Origin of the sequence: Nonomuraea sp. H19, from assembly GCF_052068215.1 — a bacterium.
In the GTDB taxonomy this organism is placed as follows: domain Bacteria; phylum Actinomycetota; class Actinomycetes; order Streptosporangiales; family Streptosporangiaceae; genus Nonomuraea.
In genome coordinates, this window is sequence record NZ_JBQHCV010000008.1 from 395,999 (window position 1) to 417,380 (window position 21,382).

20 protein-coding genes are annotated in these 21,382 nt (G+C 72.2%); 9 read left to right on the forward strand and 11 right to left on the reverse strand.

Annotation, left to right across the window (positions count from 1 at the left end; translation table 11 throughout):
- The first annotated feature begins 56 nt into the window (after positions 1–56).
- A complete protein-coding gene (locus ACTMTI_RS20475) occupies positions 57–977 on the forward strand; it encodes an EamA family transporter (protein WP_441122027.1) in 921 nt (306 codons plus the stop codon).
- Between the two features lie 10 nt (positions 978–987).
- Here ACTMTI_RS20475 and ACTMTI_RS20480 read toward each other — a convergent pair whose 3' ends face one another.
- Genes ACTMTI_RS20480 through ACTMTI_RS20515 form a run of 8 tightly spaced genes read right to left on the reverse strand, consistent with a single transcriptional unit; the run spans position 988 to position 8,682 of the window.
- Positions 988–1,656: a GntR family transcriptional regulator gene (locus ACTMTI_RS20480; RefSeq protein ID WP_441122028.1), complete on the reverse strand. Its 669-nt coding sequence runs from the start codon at positions 1,654–1,656 to the stop codon at positions 988–990.
- 14 nt (positions 1,657–1,670) lie between these two features.
- Positions 1,671–2,690, reverse strand: a complete 1,020-nt coding sequence (locus ACTMTI_RS20485) for an ornithine cyclodeaminase family protein (RefSeq protein ID WP_441122029.1) — start codon at positions 2,688–2,690, stop codon at positions 1,671–1,673.
- Positions 2,687–3,652 (reverse strand): proline racemase family protein, encoded by a 966-nt coding sequence (locus ACTMTI_RS20490; RefSeq protein ID WP_441122030.1) that lies wholly within the window; start codon positions 3,650–3,652, stop codon positions 2,687–2,689. Before ACTMTI_RS20490 ends, ACTMTI_RS20485 begins: the two co-directional genes overlap by 4 nt.
- A 29-nt stretch (positions 3,653–3,681) precedes the next feature.
- On the reverse strand, positions 3,682–4,683 hold the full coding sequence (locus tag ACTMTI_RS20495) for a proline racemase family protein (protein ID WP_441122031.1): 1,002 nt from the start codon (positions 4,681–4,683) through the stop codon (positions 3,682–3,684).
- On the reverse strand, positions 4,680–5,573 hold the full coding sequence (locus ACTMTI_RS20500) for a dihydrodipicolinate synthase family protein (protein WP_441122032.1): 894 nt from the start codon (positions 5,571–5,573) through the stop codon (positions 4,680–4,682). The genes ACTMTI_RS20495 and ACTMTI_RS20500 overlap by 4 nt, the downstream gene beginning before the upstream one ends.
- Positions 5,574–5,597: 24 nt before the next feature.
- Positions 5,598–7,298, reverse strand: coding sequence for an NAD(P)/FAD-dependent oxidoreductase (locus ACTMTI_RS20505; protein WP_441122033.1), 1,701 nt, complete (start codon positions 7,296–7,298; stop codon positions 5,598–5,600).
- Positions 7,295–7,537, reverse strand: coding sequence for a (2Fe-2S)-binding protein (locus tag ACTMTI_RS20510; RefSeq protein ID WP_441122034.1), 243 nt, complete (start codon positions 7,535–7,537; stop codon positions 7,295–7,297). The genes ACTMTI_RS20505 and ACTMTI_RS20510 overlap by 4 nt, the downstream gene beginning before the upstream one ends.
- The gene (locus tag ACTMTI_RS20515; protein ID WP_441122035.1) at positions 7,534–8,682 is read right to left on the reverse strand and encodes an NAD(P)/FAD-dependent oxidoreductase; all 1,149 of its coding nucleotides are present in this window, start codon (positions 8,680–8,682) and stop codon (positions 7,534–7,536) included. The genes ACTMTI_RS20510 and ACTMTI_RS20515 overlap by 4 nt, the downstream gene beginning before the upstream one ends.
- A gap of 103 nt (positions 8,683–8,785) precedes the next feature.
- Here ACTMTI_RS20515 and ACTMTI_RS20520 point away from each other — a divergent pair, with 103 nt between their 5' ends.
- Both ACTMTI_RS20520 and ACTMTI_RS20525 read left to right on the forward strand, forming a co-directional pair.
- Positions 8,786–9,772, forward strand: a complete 987-nt coding sequence (locus ACTMTI_RS20520; protein WP_441122036.1) for a COX15/CtaA family protein — start codon at positions 8,786–8,788, stop codon at positions 9,770–9,772.
- A 95-nt stretch (positions 9,773–9,867) separates the two neighbouring features.
- A complete protein-coding gene (locus tag ACTMTI_RS20525) occupies positions 9,868–10,542 on the forward strand; it encodes a SanA/YdcF family protein (protein WP_441122037.1) in 675 nt (224 codons plus the stop codon).
- On the opposite strand, the gene ACTMTI_RS20530 is transcribed toward ACTMTI_RS20525, so the two are convergent.
- Genes ACTMTI_RS20530 through ACTMTI_RS20540 form a run of 3 tightly spaced genes read right to left on the reverse strand, consistent with a single transcriptional unit; the run spans position 10,518 to position 12,917 of the window.
- The gene (locus tag ACTMTI_RS20530; RefSeq protein WP_441122038.1) at positions 10,518–11,708 is read right to left on the reverse strand and encodes a PrsW family intramembrane metalloprotease; all 1,191 of its coding nucleotides are present in this window, start codon (positions 11,706–11,708) and stop codon (positions 10,518–10,520) included. The two genes, ACTMTI_RS20525 and ACTMTI_RS20530, sit on opposite strands and share 25 nt — an antisense overlap.
- Positions 11,695–11,955: a hypothetical protein gene (locus ACTMTI_RS20535; protein WP_441122039.1), complete on the reverse strand. Its 261-nt coding sequence runs from the start codon at positions 11,953–11,955 to the stop codon at positions 11,695–11,697. The genes ACTMTI_RS20530 and ACTMTI_RS20535 overlap by 14 nt, the downstream gene beginning before the upstream one ends.
- 17 nt (positions 11,956–11,972) lie before the next feature.
- Complete coding sequence (locus ACTMTI_RS20540; RefSeq protein ID WP_441122040.1) at positions 11,973–12,917, reverse strand: heme o synthase; 945 nt, start codon at positions 12,915–12,917, stop codon at positions 11,973–11,975.
- Between the two features lie 274 nt (positions 12,918–13,191).
- On the opposite strand from ACTMTI_RS20540, the gene tkt reads away from it, so the two are divergent.
- The 6 genes from tkt (at position 13,192) to pgl (ending at position 21,379) form a co-directional block, all read left to right on the forward strand.
- Positions 13,192–15,285 carry a transketolase gene (tkt, locus tag ACTMTI_RS20545; RefSeq protein WP_441122041.1) on the forward strand — a complete coding sequence of 698 codons (2,094 nt, stop codon included), beginning with the start codon at positions 13,192–13,194 and terminating at the stop codon, positions 15,283–15,285.
- A gap of 7 nt (positions 15,286–15,292) precedes the next feature.
- Positions 15,293–16,384 (forward strand): transaldolase, encoded by a 1,092-nt coding sequence (tal, locus tag ACTMTI_RS20550; RefSeq protein WP_441122042.1) that lies wholly within the window; start codon positions 15,293–15,295, stop codon positions 16,382–16,384.
- A complete protein-coding gene (locus tag ACTMTI_RS20555; RefSeq protein WP_441122101.1) occupies positions 16,384–18,015 on the forward strand; it encodes a glucose-6-phosphate isomerase in 1,632 nt (543 codons plus the stop codon). Before tal ends, ACTMTI_RS20555 begins: the two co-directional genes overlap by 1 nt.
- A gap of 1 nt (position 18,016) precedes the next feature.
- On the forward strand, positions 18,017–19,618 hold the full coding sequence (gene zwf / locus ACTMTI_RS20560; protein WP_441122043.1) for a glucose-6-phosphate dehydrogenase: 1,602 nt from the start codon (positions 18,017–18,019) through the stop codon (positions 19,616–19,618).
- Positions 19,619–19,688: 70 nt separating this feature from the next.
- Positions 19,689–20,603 (forward strand): glucose-6-phosphate dehydrogenase assembly protein OpcA, encoded by a 915-nt coding sequence (opcA, locus tag ACTMTI_RS20565; protein ID WP_441122044.1) that lies wholly within the window; start codon positions 19,689–19,691, stop codon positions 20,601–20,603.
- A gap of 2 nt (positions 20,604–20,605) precedes the next feature.
- A complete protein-coding gene (gene pgl, locus ACTMTI_RS20570; protein WP_441122102.1) occupies positions 20,606–21,379 on the forward strand; it encodes a 6-phosphogluconolactonase in 774 nt (257 codons plus the stop codon).
- The last annotated feature ends 3 nt before the right edge of the window (positions 21,380–21,382 follow it).

Consider the following 21,382-nt stretch of genomic DNA (forward strand, 5'->3'; position numbering starts at 1 on the left):
GTCGCCCACCGTTGGTAGGGTCCGGAGTCGCCTTCTTGCATCTTCTGAGGAGTCCCGTGACCGCCTTCGCCCTGGACGATCCCTACGACCGCGGCTCCGGGCTGCCCAGGCCGGGAAAGGTGCTGCGTACGGCGGCCGACTCGATCCCGCCCTCCTCGCTCGTGCTGCTGGGGATCGTCTCGGTGCAGCTCGGCGCCGGTTTCGCCAAGGAGCTGTTCGCGACGTTGCCGCCGAGCGCGGTGGTGTTCCTGCGCATCGCGGCCGGGGCGCTGATCATGGGTGCGCTCGCCAGGCCGAAGCTGAAGGGGCTGGCATGGCGTGACTGGGCGCTGGGGCTCGGGTTCGGGGTGACGCTCGCCCTGATGAACCTGTCGTTCTACGAGGCGTTGTCGCGGCTGCCGATGGGGGTCGCGGTGGCGATCGAGTTCCTCGGGCCGCTGGGCGTGGCCGTGGCGGCCTCGCGGCGCAGGATCGACCTGCTGTGGATCGGGCTGGCCGGAGCGGGCGTGATGCTGCTGGCCCCGTGGGGCGAATCGGCGACGGTGAGCTGGGCCGGCATCGCGTTCGCGATGGTGGCGGGGGCCTGCTGGGCCGGATACATCCTGCTGTCGTCCGCGGCGGGGCAGCGCTTCCCGGGCACGACCGGGCTGTCGTTCGCGATGATCGTGTCGGCTGTGTTGATCGCTCCGATCGGCGTCACGACGGGCGGCGCCGACCTGCTGCAGCCGGAGCTGCTGCTGATCGGGCTGGGCGTGGGGCTGCTGTCGTCGGTGATCCCCTACTCCCTGGAGCTGCAGGCGCTGCGACGGATGCCCAAGCAGGTGTTCGGCATCCTGATGAGCCTGGAGCCGGCGGTGGCGGCGCTGATCGGGGTGCTGCTGCTGAGCGAGATCCTGCACGCGCAGCAGTGGGCGGCGGTCATCTGCATCGTGGCCGCCAGCCTGGGCTCGACCCGCAGGTCCAAGAAGCAGGCGTGATGCCCGGAGGTCAGTGCTCGGCCCAGATGCCGCGTACGTGGCCGATGTGCTCGCCCATGATCTGCCCGACGGCCTTGCCGTCGCCGCTCTTGAGCGCGTCGAGCAGGGCGAGGTGCTCCCTGGCCGAGTCGGCCAGGGCGCCGCGCTCGGAGAGCTGCGACAGGCCGTAGAGCCTGGCCCTGTTGCGCAGGTCGCGTACGACCGAGACCAGGTGGGCGTTGCCGGACAGGGTCAGCAGCTCCACGTGGAAGCGCAGGTCGGCGTCGACGTAGGCGAGCAGGTCGCCGCGCTCGCTGGCCGCGACGATCTCCTCGGCGATGGGCCTGAGACGCTCGAACTCCTCCGCGCGCGAGATGTCCGCCAGCCGCGCCACGGTGGGCACCTCGATGAGCTGGCGGATCTCGGTGAGCTCGTCGAGGTCGCGGTCGGACAGCTCGGTCACCCGGAAGCCCTTGTTGCGCACCGCCTCGACCAGGCCCTCCTTGGCGAGGTCGAGCATGGCCTCGCGGACCGGCGTGGCGGAGACGCCGAACTGGGCGGCCAGCACGGGCGCGGAGTAGACCACCCCCGGCCGCATCTCGCCGGTGATCAGCGCGGCGCGCAGCGCGTGCGCGACCTGCTCGCGCAGGCTCAGGCGCTCCCCCACCATCGGCAGGTCGAGCCGACCCTCGGCAGCCATCCGCCCATCCCTTCCTAAGTCCACGCCTCGTAAGCGGCAGCCGCGACCACGAGGTCCTCCCACGCCATGCCCGTGCTCTTGAACACGCGCGGCCCCGGACCGGCGACCACCTCTCCAGCGATCAGCTCGGCGAGGTTTCCGGCGATATGACCAGTCGTGATCGTACCTTGACGGATCGGGATGATCACATCCCCGGCCTCTTCCAGGGCGGCCGCCCTGGCCTCGACGACCACGGTGGCGCGGGCGATGAGATCGCCATCGAGCTCCCGGGCGCCGGGCTCGTGCGACCCGACGGCGACGACGGTGCCGCCGTCGCGGGCGAGCATACCGGGGAACAGGGGGTTTCTCGCCGTCGTACAGCACACGATGAGATCGGCTTCGGCCACCGCCGCCGCCACCGCCGGGGTCGTGACGCCGGGGCCGGTCACGGAGGCGGGCGGGTCCGTCGCCGGGGCCGGCCCGTTCGCCGCGGTGGCGGGCACGGGTGCCGGGCCGGACGCGCGGGCGGGCAGGCCGAGGGCGCGGCAGCGGGCGGCGAGGGCCTCCGCGCGCCCCAGGTCGCGTCCGACGATCGTCACGTCCTCGATGGGCCGGACCTCCCGGAAGGCCAGCACGTGCCCCCACGCCTGCGGCCCGCTCCCGAACACCACCAGCTTCCCGCCCCGGGGATCGGCCAGGTGGCGGACGGCCAGCGCGGAGACGGCGGGGGTGCGCAGCGAGGTGAGCGCGATGCCGTCCATGGCCGCCAGCGGCGCCAGCGTCTCGCCGTCGAACAGCAGGTACGTCCCCTGGATGCGGGGCAGCCCGCGCCCGGGGTTGCCGGGGGCGATGGTGACGGCCTTCACGCCCGCGTACCGGCCGGCCGCGGCGGGCATCAGCAGGAGCTGCCCGGCAGGCACGTCCACGACCGGCCGCTGCGGCGTGGCCTCGGGGTCGAGCCCGGCCCGCAGGGCGTCCTCCAGGATCCGCACGGCCCGCCCGACCGGCACCAGCCGCTCCAGGGTGGCGGCGTCGAGATACGGCAGCCCGGTCATCGCAGCGTGAACCCCGTGCCGATGGGATCGGCGGGGTCGAGCTCGAAGACGTGCCGGCCGGTCCGGTACGCCATGCCCTCGATCTCCGGCACGACGCCCTCCTCCCTCACCTCGGCCACACGGGCCAGGAACGTGGATCCGACGATGCTGTCGTGCACCAGCGTGCCCCGTAGCCCCGCGTCGTGCAGCAGCGCCATCCTGGCGGCGGTGCCCGAGCCGCACGGCGAGCGGTCCACCTCCCCGTCGGCGAACACGGTGACGTTGCGCTGATGGGCCCGCCCGGCCACGTCCGGCAGCTCGTCGTAGAAGATCACCCCGTAGACGCCCGACAGCCGGTCGTCGGACGGGTGCCGGGCGGCGGGGTGCCCGGCCAGGTCGGCCTTGATGCGCCGGGCGTGCTCGATGAGCGCCGTCAGGTGCGCCGGCTCCACCGACAGGCCCAGCGCCCCGGCGGGCACGGACGCGTAGATGGCGCCGCCGTACGACAGGTCCGCCTGCACGCCGCCGGCGGCCACGTCGCGTGCGATCACGTACGACGGGACGCTCACGAACGTCACCGCCTCCACCCGCCCGCGCGAACTGCGTACCCGTGCCGTGACGCGCCCGGACGGCACGTCGATCACCACGTCCGTCTCGCCGTCTGGATCGGCCTGGACGAGCCCTTCCCGCACCGCGTGCACGCCCAGCGCGATCGTGCCGTGGCCGCAGGCGGTGGAGAAGCCGTCCTTGTGCCAGAAGAGCACGCCGAGGCGGGCTCCGGGGTCGTTCGGGGGGACGAGGAAGCAGCCGTACATGTCGGCGTGGCCGCGCGGCTCATGGCACAGCAGCCGCCGCACGTCGTCGAGCCGTTCCATGGCGGCGGCACGGCGGGCGAGCACGTCCGCGCCGGGGATCTCCGGCACGCCGCCGGTCACGATGCGGAACGGCTCCCCGCCCGTGTGGTAGTCGACCGTCGTGATCATGGTCCCTGCCGCGCCTTCGCTGCGCTCGCTCACAACTCGAAGCCCGCCGGGAACGGGTCGCGCGGGTCCAGGAAGTATTGGGCGGTCCCGGTGATCCACGCGCGGCCGGTGATCGAGGGGACGACCGCGGGCCCGCCGCCCACCGTGGTCTCCTCCAGGAGCCTGCCGATGAACCGGGTGCCGATGAACGACTCGTTGACGAAGTCCCGGCCGAGCGGCAGCTCGCCGCGGGCGTGCAGCTGGGCCATGCGGGCGCTGGTGCCGGTGCCGCACGGGGAGCGGTCGAACCATCCTGGGTGGATGGCCATGGCGTGCCGCGAGTGGTGGGCGTCGGAGCCCGGGGCGGCGAAGTAGACGTGGTGGCAGCCGCGGATGCGGTCGTCCTCGCGGTGCACGGGCTCGTCGGTGGCGTTGATCGCCTCCATGGTGGCGAGCCCGGCGGCGATGATCTCGTTCTTGGCCTTGCGGTCGAACGGCAGGCCGTAGGAGTCGAGGCCGACGATGGCGTAGAAGTTGCCGCCGTACGCCAGGTCGTACCGGATCTCCCCGAATCCGGGCACGGTCACGGCGGCGCCGAGCCGGTCGCAGTACGAGGGCACGTTGCGCAGGGTCACCGACATGGCCATCCCGTCCTCGACGGCCACGTCCACCACGACCAGCCCGGCCGGGACCTCCAGGCGCACGGTGGTGACCGGCTCGACGACCTCGACCATGCCGGTCTCGACGAGCACGGTGGCCACGCCGATGGTGCCGTGCCCGCACATCGGCAGCAGCCCGGACACCTCGATGAACAGCACGCCGAAGTCGGCGTCCGGCCTGGTGGGCGGCTGCAGGATGGCGCCGCTCATGGCGGCGTGGCCGCGTGGCTCGGTCATCAGCAGGGTGCGGATGTGGTCGAGGTGGTCGCGGAAGTAGACCCGCCGCTCCGCCATGGACGCGCCGGGGATCACGCCGATCCCGCCGGTGATCACGCGGGTGGGCATGCCCTCGGTGTGGGAGTCGACGGCGTGGAAAACCCGTTTGGTCCTCATCGCAGCCCTTCTGCCAGTGCCTTCTCGGTCGCGGCCCGCACGACGGCGGCCTGCTCGCCGGTCAGCGGCAGCCTGGGCTGCCGGCACGGCCCGCCGTAGCGGCCCGCGAGGTCCATGGACAGCTTGATGGCCTGGACGAACTCGGTCTTGGAGTCCCAGCGCAGCAGCGGGTGCAGCTTCCGGTAAAGGGGCAGCGCCGTGTCCAAATCGCCGGCGACCGCGGCCCGGTAGAGGGCCACGCTGGAGGCGGGCAGCGCGTTGGGGTAGCCGGCGATCCACCCCACCGCCCCGGCCACGGCCAGCTCCAGCAGCACGTCGTCGGAGCCGATCAGCACGTCCAGCTCGGGCGCCAGCTCGGCGATCTCGTACGCGCGCCGCGGGTCCCCGCTGAACTCCTTGATCCCCACGATCAGGCCCTCGTCGTGCAGCCTGGCCAGCAGCGCGGGGGTCAGGTCGACCTTGGTGTCGTACGGGTTGTTGTAGGCGACGATTGGCACCCCTGCCCTGGCGACCTCCCGGTAGTGCGCGACGACCGCCCGCTCGTCGGCCCGGTAGGCGTTCGGCGGCAGCAACAGCACCGAGCCGCAGCCCGCCTCGCCCGCCTGCTCGGCCCATCGGCGCGACTCCGCCGCACCGTACGCGCCCGCCCCGGCCATCACGTTGGTCCCGCCGACGGCCGCGACCGCCGTCTCGATCACGCGGGTGCGCTCCTGCGGGGTCAGCGTCTGGTACTCGCCTAGCGATCCGTTGGGCACGACGCCGTCGCAGCCGTTCGCGACCAGCCAGCGGCAGTGCTCGGCGTAGCCGTCGAAGTCGACGGACAGGTCGTCGCGCAGGGGCAGCGCGGTGGCCACCATGACGCCGTGCCACGGCTTGCTGCGATGTTCCATCAGGAGTCCTCCATGTCGGGTGTTTCAGTGGGCTGGGGAATCGTCGGGGTCGCCCGGGACGGCGGCGTCACGCGGACCGGCGGCATCACGGGGACCGGCGGCATCGCTGAGGGCGCCGAGAGTGACGGGCTGGGCGATGGGGCGGCGGGGCGGCTGCGGCGGCTCTCCGGCCAGGCAGGAGACGGCGTAGCCGCATATGCGGCCCTGGCACCAGCCCATGCCCGGCCTGGCCAGCAGCTTGATGGAGCGCGCGTCGGTGGCGCCGAGGGCCTGCGCCTCCCGTACCCGCGCCAGTGGCACCTCCTCGCACCGGCACACCAGCGTGTCATCACGCAGCCACCCCAGCCAGCCGGGTTCGAGGGGGTACGCCCGCAGCAACGCCACACCGAACGCCCGCCACCGCTCCCGCCGCCGCGCCAGCACCCCGGCGCCCGCCTCGCCCCGTACAGACCCCACGCCACCGGCCGCGCCCTGGCGGGCCGCGCCCTGGCCGACCTCGCCCGCCGCGCCGGGCACCGCCGCGTGGCCATCGGCCGCGCCGACCGCGCCGGGCACATGCGCCTCGTCGGCCGCGCCGGACACATCGGCCTTGCCGGCCGCGCCGTGCACAGGCACCGTGCCGGCTCCGTCGGGTGCCGGGGCGGGTGTGCCGGATGCCGCCGTAGGTGTGGCGGGCGGTGCCTCTCGCCTGCCAGGCAGCATGATCGCGGCGGTCGCGGCCGTCACGTCGGTCGCCGCGGTGGTGGGGGTGGCCGCGGAGCCGCGGGCGTCGGCCACGATGGAGCGGCCCGCGATGCGACCCTCGAGCTCGGCCAGCCGCCACCCGCCCACGCCGGTCGGCTCGCCCGCCGCCCACACCCCGGCGACCGTGGTGCGCTGGGCGTCGTCGACGGTCAGCACGGGGCTGCCGTCCACGTCGTGCCGGGTCCCGCACCCGAGCTGCACGCCCAGCTCGATCTGCGGCACGAACCCGTATCCGGTGGCCACGGTGTCGCATTCGATGACGCGGGTGGCGAGAACGTTCCACGCCCTGTCGAGCCGGGCCACGGTGACGGCCTCGACCTCACGCTCTCCGTGGGCCGCGACCACCGCCCGGCGCGTCAGGTACGGCACCCGGTGCCGGGCCAGGCTCATCGCGTACCGGGCGGCTTCGCCCGCCTTGTCCAGGGCCAGCAAGGGATGTCTGGCCAGGCCGAGCCCGCCACCCGCCTCGAACACGCCGAGCACCCGCGCCCCGGCCGCCGCCAGCCCCGACGCCACGGGCAGCAGGAAGGGGCCGGTGCCGGAGACGACGATCCGCCTGCCCGCCACGACGCTGTTGCCCTTGAGCAGCGCCTGGGCGCCGCCCGCCGTGAGCACGCCGGGCAGGTCCCAGCCGGGGAACGGCAGCGGCCGGTCGTACCCGCCGGTGGCGATCAGCACCCGGCGCCCCCGCACGGCAGCCGCCTGCCCCGCGGCGTCGACGCAGTGCACGATCAGGTCGTCGTCGCGGGTGAGGGTCCACACCTGGTGCCGTAGCAGCACGTCCGCCCGGTCGCCCAGGGCCCGCTCCTGCCGCAGGAACCGCTCCATCCCGGGCGGCGGGGTGACGGGGTGGCGGAAGTACTGGCCGCCGAGCCGTGCCGCGGAGTCCACGAGCGCCACCCGCAGCCCCGCCAGCGCCGCCGTGAGCGCGCCCGCCACCCCGGCGGGGCCACCGCCGACGACCACCAGGTCGTACGTCACGACGTCGTCACCTCGTCACCGGGCGCGGCCTCGACCAGGCAGGCGCGTTCGGGCGCCCGCCCGTTGACCGAGATCAGGCAGTCGAAGCAGACCCCGATCCCGCAGAACAGCCCCCGGGGCCGCCCGCCGAACCGGGTCGTGCGCCACGAGCGGACGCCGGCCGCGTGCAGCGCGGCGCCGATCGTCTGGCCGGGCACGACCGGCACCGGCCGGCCGTCGAGCGTGATGTGGAAGGTCAAGAGGCCTCCTCGGCGAAGGGGAAGCGGTCCGGGCGGAAGGGGCGCAGGTCCAGGTCGGGCTGGTCATCGGTGAGGACCTGCGCGAGCAGGTGTCCGGTGGCCGGGGCGAGCCCGATGCCGGCGCCCTCGTGCCCGCACGCGTGGTACAGCCCGGGCGCCCGCGGGTCGGCGCCGATCACCGGCAGGTGGTCGGGGCAGTACGGCCGGAACCCGCAGTACGACCTGATGACCCGCACCTCACGCAGGGCGGGGAACAGCGCGACCGCCTGCTCGGCCAGCCGGGCGAGCACCGGCACCGACATCGTCCTGTCGAACCCGACCCGCTCCCTGCTGGCCCCGATGAGCACGGTCCCCGCCGGGGTGCCCTCGACGACGGCCGAGGTCTCCAGATCGGCCGAGTCGCTGGCCACGTTCGTCACGTAGGCGGCGGTGTAGACCTTGTGTCTGATCAGGGGCTCCGGCAGCGGTTCGGTGACCAGGATGAACCCGCGCCTGGGCAGGATCGGCAGGTGCACGCCCGCCAGCGCGGCCACCTCGCCGCCCCAGGTGCCCGCCGCGTTGATCACCGCGCCGCCGAGGACATCACCGTGGGTGGTGCGGACGCCGGTCACGCGCTCCCCCGATCGCGTGAATCCGGTCACCTCGGCCCCGAGGCGCAGGCGGAGCGTGCCGCGGCCGTAGCTGTCCGCACCTTGCTCGAGCAGGGTGGCGGCCGCCAGCATGGGCTGGACCTGGGCGTCCTGCGGGTAGTAGACGCCGCCGGCCAGGCCATCGGCCAGGTGCGGCTCGTAGTCGCGCAACGACCCGCTCGCCACGACGGCGTGCTCGACCTCCTGCTTCGCGGCGAGATCGGTGAGCTGCCGCTGGATCTCGGCGGTCTCGGCGACGACCAGCCCGCCCTTGGCCTCGAACTCGAACCCGCCGAGGGAGGCCAGGTCCCGCCAGAGCCGGTTGGACAGCATCGCCAGCTCGAGCTCGGGACCCGGTTCCTTGTCGGAGACCAGCACGTTGCCTTCGCCCGCGCCCGTCGTGCCGCCCGCCACGGGCCCCCGGTCGAGTACGGTCACGTCGAGTCCGGCCCGCGCGGCGTAGTAGGCGCAGGCGGCCCCCACCACACCGGCGCCGACGACGATCACGTCGGACATCCCCACCTCCCTCCCTAGCAGTAATATGTCACATACCTTGATGGGTTGAGAAGCCCCGTTCCCGGTGACGGGACCGGCCGTACCGGCCCGTACCATCGATGACGTGAAGCTACCCACCGACCATCCCCATCCTCTCGTGCGGCGCCTGTTCTCCTTCTGGGCGCCCACCACGCAGTCGATGCGGGGCTGGGCACTGGCGTCCGTGGTGGCCAACGCGGGCATCGCGGTGACCGGCGCCGGGGTGCGCGTCACCGGCTCGGGGCTCGGCTGCCCGACCTGGCCCAAGTGCACGCCGGACAGCTTCATCCCGGTCGCGCACCCCGAGGTGTCGATGCTCAACATGCTGGTCGAGTTCGGCAACCGGCTGCTGACGTTCCTGGTGCTGGCGGTCGGGGCGGCGTGCGTGATCGCGGCGCTGCGGCTGGCGCCGCGCAGGCCGGCCCTGGTGCGGCTGGCGCTGCTGCAGCCGGCGGGCGTGCTGGCCCAGGCCCTGTGGGGCGGGCTGGTGGTCAGCACGATGCTCAACCCGTTCACCGTGGGCATGCACTTCCTCATCTCCATGGGCCTGATCGCCGCCTGCTGGATGCTGTACGCCCGCGCCGGCGAGGGCGACGGCCCGGCCCGCCGGGTGACGCACCGCGACATCCGCAGGCTCGGCTACGTGTTGCTCGCGGCGGTGTTCGCGCTGCTGGTGGCAGGCGTGGTGGTGAGCGGCACGGGCCCGCACTCCGGCGACGTGATGGCCTCGCGCTTCGACCTCGACATCGAGGCCGTGGCGCGGCTGCACGCCGACATCGTCTACATCGTGGTGGGGCTGACGTTCTCACTGATGTTCGCCCTGCACGTGAGCAACTCGACGCGCGGCGCGCGGCGGGCGGTCGCGGCGCTGTTCACGGTGGAGCTGCTCCAGGGCGTGATCGGCTACACGCAATACTTCCTGGCCGTGCCCGCCGCGCTGGTGCTGCTGCACGTCCTCGGCTCGACCGTGGTGTGGATCGCCGCGCTCAGGGTGGTCACCTCGCTGCGCACCCGGGCTCCCGAGCCCGTCCCCGCCGGCCACTCCCCCACCGAAGCACCCGCCACCGTCTGACGCGGTATGCCAGGGTGTGTGGTGAAAAGTCCGCCACTCCCCCGGCCGGGAAAGGGTGCGATTTGCTGGGAAAAGTCCGCCCCTCTCGGAAGGGGTTGCGCCGGACGTACCAGGGTCTGGTGCTGGTCAGCGTGCTCGCCCTCGCGCCCATGACGTGGGCCTGGCTCAGCAGCTCGGAGCACCGGGCGACGGCCGAGGGCGGCGGCTGGCCGGCCCGGGTGCCGGCGGCGCAGGCCGCGCTGGTGCTGGGCGCGGGCCTCTACGGCGCCACGCCCACGCCGATGCTGGCCCGCAGGCTCGACATCGCCGCCGAGCTCTATCAGGCCGGCAAGGTGCGGGCCCTGCTGCTGTCGGGCGACAACAGCCGCAAGGACTACGACGAGCCCACGGTCATGCGTGACTACCTGCGGGGCAAGGGCGTACCGGACGCGGTGATGGTGCTGGACTACGCCGGATTCGACACCTGGGACTCGTGCGTGCGGGCGCGCAAGGTGTTCGGGGCGGAGCGGGTGACCGTGATCACGCAGGAGTTCCACCTGCCGAGGGCGGTGACGCTGTGCCGGACGGCCGGACTGGAGGCGTTCGGGGTGGGTGACGACTCGGTCCGGCGGTGGGCCTCGACCACGTACGTCTACGCCGCCCGCGAGCTGTTCGCCACCGCCAAGGCGTTCGCCGACGCGATGATCCTGCACTCCGACCCGGTCTATCCGGGGCCGCGCGAGGTCTCGCTCACCCGCATCCTGGATCAGCCGGGCGCGCCCGGCGCGTAGCCGGGCGGCGGCGTGCCCCTGGCGAACGAGCCGGTGTGCAGCGACGGCACGGGGAAGTCCGCGCGGGCGGTGCTCATGCATTCCAGCAGCGCCCGTTGCTCCACGTGGAAGGTGTGATCGTCGACCATGTGGCGGGCCGCCCGCTCGTGCAGCAGGCCCAGCTCGGTGGCGGCGAGCTGGTAGTCGCGCATCGCGCGCAGCCCGCGCTTGCCGCCGTGCGCCCTGGCCCACTGCCGGGCCTGACGGCGCCTGGAGAACGTCGACAGCATGAAGATGTCGGCCTGGCTGACCAGCTTGGTCGGCTCGTACGGAGGCAGGTAGCGCTGGATGAGCGCGACGATGCGCCGCCGGTCCCTGAACACCACGCCGATGAGCACGATCAGCACCAGCAGCAGCGTCAGGTAGGCCACCACGAGCCCGGGGAAGCCGCCGTAGGAGGCCAGGCCGTTCCACAGGCCGTGCAGGATCATCGCGCCGGACCAGCCCGCCAGGAGGTAGAAGACCCGCTCAGGACCGCTGCGCTGGGCCGCGTACGCGACGGCGACCCCGATCATCGAGCTGAACAGCGGATGCGCCAGCGGCGACAGGATGCCGCGCAGCACCACCGTGACCGCCAGCCCCTTGACGCCGGAGCCGGAGAGGGCGGCGAGGTAGTAGCTGACGTTCTCGCTCATGGCGAAGCCGAGGCCGACCATGCTGGCGTAGATGATGCCGTCGGTCGGCCCGTCGAGCTCGGCCCTGCGGAACCTGAGCAGCCCGAGCAGCACCATGCCCTTCATGGTCTCCTCGACCACGGGCGCGCCGAAGGTGGCGGCGATGTTGCGCGCGCTGGCCTCCGACAGCCTGACGGTGTCCATGATGTAGTGCAGGTTGAGATAGTTGACCACGCCCGCGACCAGCACCGCGATGCCGGCGCCCCACGCGTAGGCGAAGATCAGGTTACTGCGCGGCTCCGGCTCCATCCGGTCCAGCGCCAGCACCCCGGCCAGCAGCAGCGGCACCGGGGCCAGCGCCAGCGTCAGCGCGATGAAGAACTGCACCGGCGCGCCGTTGATCAAGTCGAAGGAGAACGAGACCATGGCGCAGATGCCGGTGACGACCAGCCCGATGATCAACGCGAACGACGGGCGGTCCTTCAACACCCAGCGTGGATCACGGGTCGCCATAGGGTGACTTTAACGGATCAGAGTGCCGGGGTCCGTGTGGGTCCGGGCGGTGCCGCTCGAGGCCGGGGACGCCCTGATCGGCCCGGAGCGTGGTGTGGCCGCTGGCGAACCGGTCGTGCGGCAGGTCGGTGCGGCGGCCGTGGCGGCCGGAGCCGTTCGCCACGATCACGTGGCCCGGCAGCGCGGGATAGCCACTCGTCACCGTCCAGACATGCAGGTCGTGCACTTCCTCCGCGTCCGATTCCACGGCCGGGACCCGTCCGATCAGGCCAGCAACGGGTCGATGGCGACCGCGAGGAAGAGCAGCGCCAGGTAGGCATTGGACCAGTGGAAGAAGCGCATGGGCCGCAGGTCCACGCCGCTCTTGCCGGCGTTGAGCCGGGCCAGCAGGCGGTGCACCTCCCACAGGCACATCACGCCCAGCACGGCGGCCACGGCCGGGTAGAACAGCGTGGTGTCCGCCACCGGCCACAGCGCCAGCGAGCACAGCACGGTCGCCCACGTGTAGGCGATGGACTCCAGGATGACCCGCCGCTCGGTGGCCACGACGGGCAGCATCGGCACCTTGGCCGCCGCGTAGTCCTCCTTGTAGCGCATGGCCAGCGTCCAGGTGTGCGGCGGCGTCCAGAAGAACACCACCCCGAACAGCACCAAGGGAGCCCAGTCGAGTCGCTCGGTGATGCCCGCCCAGCCGATCATCACCGGCATGCAGCCCGCGATGCCGCCCCACACGATGTTCTGGGCGGTGCGCCGCTTGAGGATCATCGAGTAGACCAGCACGTAGAACAGGATCGCCGCGGTGGACAGCGTCGCCGCGAGCCAGTTGGTGGTGACCCACAGGCCGATGGTGGACAGGATCCCGAGCACGATCCCGAAGACGAGCGCGCCCCGGGGCGAGACCTGGTGCCGGGCCAGCGGCCGGCGGCGGGTGCGGCGCATCTTCTGGTCGATGTCGCGATCAACGTAGCAGTTGAGCGCGTTGGCGCTGCCCGCCGACAGGGTGCCGAACACCATGACCGAGATGGACGTCCACAGCGGCGGCAGGCCGCCGGCCGCGAGGAACATCACCGGCAGCGTCGTGATCAGCAGCAGCTCGATGATCCGCGGCTTGGTGAGCGCGATGTAGGCCTTCACGATCGTGACGATCGAGCGAGGCGCCTCCACCTGCGGTGATGGGGCCGTCGCCTGCCTGTTGGTCAGCACCGTCAAGGCGCTTCCAGCCTGTGCGGAGTCAACGCGTAACCTCTGATAAGAGCGGATCCATGGGTGGGCGTGGCGCACGCCCCTGCGAACAAACAAACTGTAGTCGCAGGGTCGGCCGGTCCGGCCAATGGGGGGCTTGCGCCAGACATGGACACGTGAGGGTGGGAATGGGAATCGATCGCCATCTCCACTCGGTTAGGGTCCCGTGTGGGCGGGTTAGCCAACCGGCACAACCGATGACAACTAGATTCCGGAGATCGAGCACTTGAGCACCGAACTCGTGCCAGCCCTTGAATGGACCGACCTGGACAAGCAGGCGGTCGATGTCGTTCGAGCACTGGCGATGGACGCAGTGGAGAAGGCGGGCTCGGGTCACCCCGGCACCGCCATGAGCCTGGCCCCCGCCGCATACCTGCTGTTCCAGCGTGTGATGCGTCACGACCCCACCGATCCCACCTGGATCGGGCGCGACCGTTTCGTGCTGTCGTGCGGCCACACCAGCCTGACGCTCTACCTCCAGCTCTACCTTTCCGGCTACGGTCTGACGCTGGACGACCTCAGGCGGCTGCGCCAGTGGGAGAGCCTCACGCCCGGCCACCCCGAGCACGGCCACACGGCGGGCGTCGAGACCACCACGGGCCCGCTGGGCCAGGGTCTGGGCAACGCGGTCGGCATGGCGATGGCGGCCCGCCGCGAGCGCGGCCTGTTCGACCCCGACGCCGAGACCGGCACCTCGCCGTTCGACCACCACATCTGGTGCTTCGTCAGCGACGGCGACATCGAGGAGGGCATCAGCCACGAGGCCAGCTCGCTCGCCGGCCACCAGAAGCTGGGCAACCTCATCGTGCTGTGGGACGACAACCACATCTCCATCGAGGACAACACGCTGATCGCCAAGTCCGAGGACGTGGTCAAGCGCTACGAGGCCTACGGCTGGCACACCGAGAGCGTCGACTGGACCACCACCGGCGACTACGTCGAGGACGTGCAGGCGCTGCACGCCGCGCTGGAGGCCGCCAAGGCGGAGACCGACCGGCCGTCGTTCATCCGGCTGCGCACGATCATCGGCTGGCCGGCCCCCAACAAGCAGAACACCGGCAAGATCCACGGCTCGGCCCTGGGTGAGGCGGAGGTCGCCGCCACCAAGGAAGTCCTGGGCATGGACCCGTCCAAGACCTTCGACGTCCCCGACGAGGTGCTGGCACACGCCCACGGCGTGATCCAGCGCGGCCGCGCCGCGCACGCCGAATGGGAGAAGGGCTTCGCCGAGTGGCGCCTGGCCAACGCCGAGCGCGCCGCCGAGCTCGACCGCATCTCCCACCGCGCGCTGCCGCCCTCCTGGACCACGGCGCTGCCGTCGTTCGAGACGGGCACGTCGGTCTCCACCCGCAAGGCCTCCGGCGAGGTGCTGAGCGCGCTGGCGCCGGTGCTGCCCGAGCTGTGGGGCGGCTCGGCCGACCTGGCGGAGTCCAACAACACCACGATGAAGGGCGAGCCGTCCTTCATCCCGGAGGAATACCAGACCAAGGAGTTCCCCGGTCACCGCTACGGCCGCACGCTGCACTTCGGCATCCGCGAGCACGCCATGGGCGCGATACTCAACGGCATCGCCCTGCACGGCGGCACCCGCGCGTACGGCGGCACGTTCCTGGTCTTCTCCGACTACATGCGCCCGGCCGTGCGGCTGGCCGCGCTGATGAAGCTGCCGGTCACCTACGTGTGGACGCACGACTCCATCGGCCTGGGCGAGGACGGCCCGACCCACCAGCCGATCGAGCACCTGTGGTCGCTGCGCGCCATCCCCGGCCTGGACGTGGTCCGCCCGGCCGACGCCAACGAGACCGCGTACGCGTGGAAGGCCGTGCTCAAGCACAAGGACAGGCCCGCCGCGCTCGCGCTGACCAGGCAGAACCTGCCGGTCTACGAGGGCACCAGCGCCGACGGCGTGGCCCGCGGCGGCTACGTGCTGCGCGAGGCGTCCGACGGCGAGCCCAGGGTGATCATCATCGCCACCGGCAGCGAGGTCCAGATCGCCGTGGAGGGCCGCGACATCCTGGAGGCCCAGGGCATCCCCACGCGTGTGGTGTCGATGCCGTGTGTCGAGTGGTTCAACGGGCAGGACATCGCATATAGGCAGACGGTTCTGCCCTCGGCGATCAAGGCTCGGGTCGCGGTCGAGGCGGGCATCGCGCTCGGCTGGCACCAATACGTCGGCGAGTGCGGCGAAGTGGTCGGTCTCGAACACTTCGGTGCGTCCGCCCCGTACAAGACGTTGTACGAGCAGTTCGGGCTGACGCCGGAGCGCGTGGCGGCTGCGGCCAAGGCGAGCCTGGCCAAGCTGGGTCATGACAAGGGCGAGACGACGGGAAACTGAAGAGACGATGAGCGAGATCCTCAACAAGCTGTCCGGCCAGGGCGTGGCCATCTGGCTGGATGACATCAGCCGGGAGCGGCTGCGCAGCGGCAACCTCGAGCAGCTGATGCGCGAGAAGAACGTCGTCGGGGTGACCTCCAACCCGACGATCTTCGCCGGCGCGCTCAGCAAGGGCGACGCCTACGACGCGCAGCTGCACGACCTGGCCCTGCGCGGGGTCAGCGTCGACGAGGCGGTGCGCGCCATCACCGCCTACGACATCCGCTGGGCCGCCGACGTGCTGCGCCCCGTCTTCGACGCCACCGGCGGCGTGGACGGCCGTGTGTCGCTGGAGGTGGACCCGCGCCTGGCCCACGAGAGCGACAAGACCGTGGCCGAGGCCCGCGCGCTGTGGTGGCTGGTGGACCGGCCCAACCTGTTCATCAAGATCCCGGCGACCCTGGCGGGCCTGCCGGCGATCACGCAGGCCATCTCCGAGGGCATCAGCGTCAACGTCACGCTGATCTTCTCGCTGGAGCGCTACCGCGCGGTCATGGACGCCTGGCTGACGGGCCTGGAGGCCGCGCAGGCCAAGGGCATCGACCTGGCCACGATCGAATCGGTGGCCTCGTTCTTCGTCAGCCGGGTGGACAGCGAGATCGACAAGCGGCTCGACAAGCTCGGCAAGCCCGAGCTGAAGGGCAAGGCGGGCGTGGCCAACGCGCGCCTGGCGTACGCGGCGTTCGAGGATGTCATGAACTCCGAGCGGTGGCAGCGCCTGCGCGCCGCCGGCGCCCGCCCGCAGCGCCCGCTGTGGGCCTCGACCGGCGTGAAGAACCCCGAATACCCGGACACGCTCTACGTCGACCAGCTCGTCGCGCCCGGCACCGTCAACACGATGCCGGAGAAGACGCTCGACGCGACCGCCGACCACGCCAACGTCACCGGCGACACCGTACGGCCGTTCTACGAGGACGCCTGGAACACCATGGCGGCGCTCAAGGACGCCGGCGTCGACTACGACGACGTGGTGAAGCTGCTGGAGGACGAGGGCGTGCAGAAGTTCGAGGCGTCCTGGAACGAGCTGCTCGAGAGCGTCACCAAGAACCTGGTCCCGTGATGGAAGTGTCCTACCGCGACGGAGGGGTGGCTTCGGCCGCCTCCTCCGTCGCGGGGCGCCTCATCGCCGACGGCGTGCCCGCGCGGCTCGCCGCCGGCGACCCCACGCTGTGGGGCGAGGACGCCGAGGCGGGGGCGGCGGCCGGGTTCGGCTGGCGCACGCTGCCCCACGCCGCCCGCGAACTGCTGCCCGAGCTGGGCGAGCTCGCCGAGCGGGCCCGCGCCGCGGGCCTGACCAACGTGGTGCTGGCCGCGACGGGCGGCCCGGCGCTGGCCGCGGAGGTGATCTGCGCCACCGCCGACGTGCCGCTCACCGTGCTCGACACGACGGACCCCGGGCAGGTGCGCCGCGCGCTGGCCGAGCCGCTGGAGTCCACGCTCCTGGTGGTGGCGGGCTCCACCGTGGAGACCGACTGCGTCCTGCACGGCTACGAGGAGCTGTTCACGCAGGCCGGCATCGCGGCCGCGGACCGGATCGTGGTCGTCGCCGGACCGGGCTCGCCGCTGGAGCGGCGGGCCGTGGACGGCGGCTACCGCGTGGTGCCGGAGGGCGGTCGCGATACGCAGCCGACCGGCGGCGCGCCGGCGGACGGCTGGGACTCGGCCCTGTCGGCGGCCGCGCTGGTGCCGAGCGCGCTGGCGGGGGCCGACGTGGCGCGGCTGCTCGACGAGGCCGATGAGGTGCTGCCGCTGCTGTCTCGCGACGACGGCAACCCCGGGCTCGACCTGGGAGCCGCGATCGGCGGCGCGGCACTGGCCGGACGCGACAAACTGCTGCTGGAAGACCAGCTCTCCGCCATGCCCGGGCTGCCCGACTGGATCGAGCAGCTGATCGCGCAGTCCACCGGCAAGCAGGGCAGGGGGATCCTGCCTGTCGTGGGCGCCGACCCCAACGAGAGCGGCGACGAGCTGGTCGTCGCCATCGAGTCCGACGTCGGCGACGTGCGCGTGGACGGGCCGCTGGGCGCGCAGTTGCTGGTCTGGGAGTACGCCGCCGCCGTCGCGGCGCTCCTGCTGGGGAGCGACCCGTTCGACCGGCCCGACGTGGCCGAGCCGGCGGACCGCGCCGCGGCCCTGCTGTCCCTGCCCGACCTGCCCGGCGGCGCGCCGACGCTGGTGGACGGGCCCGTCGAGGTCTACGGGCCGGCGAAGGCCAAGGACCTGCCCGGGGTGTTCACCGAGCTGCTGCACGCGATACCCCATGACGGCTACCTGACGGTGATGGCCTACCTGGACCGGCTGGCGGCCTTCGACGCGCCGGTGCCCGACGGGGCCGACTTCGAGCAGATGACCGACGCCTGGATGATGGCCGACCCGGCCACGCTGCGGGCGCTGCTGGCGATGCGTACCGACCGGCCGGTGACGTTCGGGTGGGGGCCGCGGCTGCTGCACGCGACCGGCCAATACCACAAGGGCGGGCCGCCGAACGGCGTGTTCCTGCAGATCACCGGGGCGGTGGCCGAGGACGTCGCGGTTCCCGGCCGCCCCCGCACGCTGGGCCGCCTCCAGCTCGCCCAGGCGCTCGCCGACCTGGAGGCGCTCGAAACGCGCGGGCGGCCCGCCGTACGCCTGCATTTGACCGACCGCGCGGCAGGCGTCGCGCGCCTGCTCGCAGCCGCACAGGAGGTTTGAGATGACAGACCCGGCAGCACCCGTTGAGGAAGCCATCACCGCGGCGGCGGCCGTCGCGGGCACCGCCACCACGATCGAAGTGGCCGCCGCCAACCCGCTGCGCGACCCGCGCGACAAGCGGCTGCCACGGGTGGCGGGACCGTGCGTGATGGTGTTGTTCGGCGTGACCGGTGACCTGGCCAAGCGCAAGCTGCTGCCGGCGATCTACGACCTGGGGAACCGGGGGCTGCTGCCACCCGGTTTCTCGCTGGTCGGCTTCGCCCGGCGGGACTGGAAGGACCAGGATTTCGCCCAGTTGACGCACGACGCCGTCAAGGCGCACGCCAGGACGCCGTTCCGCGAGGAGGTCTGGAAGCAGCTCCTCGAGGGCATCCATTTCGTGCCGGGCGAGTTCTCGGACGACGGGGCGTTCGACGCGCTGGCCATGGCGTTGGCTGAGATCGACCAGACCCGCGGCACGGGCGGAAACTACGCGTTCTACCTGTCGGTGCCGCCGAAGTTCTTCCCCCTGGTGGTGGAGCAGCTCAAGCGGACCGGGCTGGCCGACGCGCCCGACGGATCGTGGCGGCGGGTGGTGATCGAGAAGCCGTTCGGGCACAACCTGCAGTCGGCGCACGAGCTCAACGAGATCACCACCTCGGCCTTCCCGGAGAGCTCGATCTTCCGGATCGACCACTACCTGGGCAAGGAGACCGTCCAGAACATCATGGCGCTGAGGTTCGCCAACAACCTCTACGAGCCCATCTGGAACCGCGGCTTCGTCGACCACGTGCAGATCACGATGGCCGAGGACATCGGCATCGGCGGGCGCGCGGGCTACTACGACGGCATCGGCGCGGCCCGCGACGTGATCCAGAACCACCTGCTGCAGCTCCTCGCGCTCGTCGCGATGGAGGACCCGACCTCCTTCGAGGCCTCCGCGCTGCGGCGGGAGAAGGAGAAGGTGCTCAAGGCCGTGCAACTGCCGGCCGACCTGGGTCTCAACACCGCGCGCGGGCAATACTCCGCGGGCTGGCAGGGCGGCGAGAAGGTCGTCGGCTATCTGCAGGAGGACGGGATCTCGACCGACTCCACCACCGAGACGTACGCCGCCATCAAGCTGGAGATCGCCAACCGGCGGTGGGCGGGGGTGCCGTTCTACCTGCGCACCGGCAAGCGCCTGGGCCGCCGGGTGACGGAGGTGGCGGTGGTGTTCCAGCGGGCGCCGCACCTGCCGTTCAGCAAGGACGACGTGGAGATCCTCGGCCAGAACGCGCTGGTCATCCGGGTACAGCCGGACGAGGGCATCACCGTGCGGTTCGGCTCGAAGGTGCCGGGGACCGCGATGGAGGTGCGCGACGTCTCCATGGACTTCGCCTACGGCGAGTCGTTCCTGGAGTCGTCGCCGGAGGCGTACGAGCGGCTGCTGCTCGACGTGATGATCGGCGACCCGCCGCTCTTCCCGCACCAGCGGGAGGTGGAGCTGTCGTGGAAGATCCTCGACCCGATCGAGGAGTTCTGGGCCACGCAGGGCCAGCCGGAGCCGTACGAGTCCGGCTCGTGGGGGCCGGAGTCCGCGAACGCCATGATGGCCCGCGACGGGCGCGTGTGGAGGAGACTCTAGTGACTGGGCGTAGCGAGGGAACAATGAGACACAGCACGACTGTCGTCGCGAGACCGACGAAGGAGGGCTCGTGACGACGTTCATGCTGTCGGACACGACGGCGGGGAAGATCTCGGCGCAGCTCACGCACCTGCGCCACCAGATGGGCGCGCCCGCCGTCGGCATGGTGCTGACGCTCGTGGTGGTCTGCGAGGAGCGCCACCAGTACGACGCCCTGCGCGCGGCCACCGAGGCGGCCCGCGAGCACCCGTCGCGCATCATCGTGGTGATCAAGCGGGAGCCCGAGGAGGCCATCAGGCTGGACGCGGAGCTGCGCATCGGCGAGTCCACGCCGGGCGAGGTGGTGGTGCTGCGCCTGTACGGCGAGCTGACCCAGCACGCCGACTCCGTGGTGAGCCCGCTGCTGCTGCCCGACACGCCGGTGGTGGCGTGGTGGCCGGGCACGGCCCCCGACGTGCCGTCCAAGGACGCCATCGGGGCGCTGGCGCAGCGGCGCATCACCGACGCCCGGGGCTTCGACGACGGCGGCGTCAAGTCGCTGCTGACCAGGGCCAGAGGGTACGACCGCGGCGACACCGACCTGTCCTGGGCCCGGCTGACGCCGTGGCGCAGCCTGCTGGCGGCCGCGTTCGACCAGCCGGTGGGCGAGGTGCTCGAGGGCGTCGTGGAGGCCTCTCCGGGCAACCCGAGCGCGACGCTGCTGGCCGCCTGGCTGTCGGAGCGGCTCGGGCTGCACATCAAGGTCGTCGACTCGGCCGGCCCCGGGATCACCGCCGTACGCCTGCTCCTGGACGAGGGCGAGCTCGCCGTCGTCAGGACGGACGCCCGGCTGGCCACGTTGTCGCGGCCCGGGCAGCCGGACAGGAACGTGGCCCTGGCCCGGCGGCACACCTCGGAGCTGATGGCCGAGGAGCTGCGCAGGCTCGACACCGACGAGATCTACGAGACCGCGGTCAAGTGCTTCGCCCGCACGTACAAGGGATGATGGTGAGCGTTCCCAACGTAGTCGTACACCGCGACGCCGACGTCCTCGCCAAGGCGGTGGCGGCGCGGATCATCACGCGGCTGGTCGACCTGCAGTCGGCCAAGGGGTCGGCGTCGATCGTGCTGACCGGCGGCACGGTCGGCGTCGCCACGCTGGCGGCCATCGCCGCGACGCCCGCCCGCGACGCCGTCGACTGGCGGCGCCTGGACGTCTGGTGGGGCGATGAGCGGTTCCTGCCCTCCGGCGACAAGGAACGCAACGAGACCGGGGCCCGCGCGGCCCTGCTCGACCACGTGGACGTGGACCAGGAGCGGGTGCACGTCATGCGCGGTCCCGACGCGGGCATGACGGCGGAGGAGTCGGCCGAGTCCTACGCCGCCGAGCTGCGCGCCGCCGCCCGCCCCGAGGACCACGGGCCGGTGCCGAGCTTCGATGTGATGCTGCTCGGCATGGGCCCGGACGCGCATGTGGCCTCGCTGTTCCCGGGCATGCCCGCGCTGTACGACACGCGCCCGGTGGTGGCCGTGCACGGCTCCCCCAAGCCGCCGCCCATCCGGATCTCTTTGACGCTGCCCGCCATCCAGGCCTCGCGCGAGGTGTGGGTGGTGGCGGCCGGCGAGGAGAAGTCGGGCGCGGTACGCCTGGCGCTGTCGGAATCCGGTCCCGTGCAGGTGCCTGCCGCGGGCGCCCGGGGCCGTGGGCGGACGTTGTTCCTGCTCGACCGGGCGGCGGCGGGGAAGATCCCGCCGGGGCTGGGGCGCCTGGCGTCGCCCTGATCC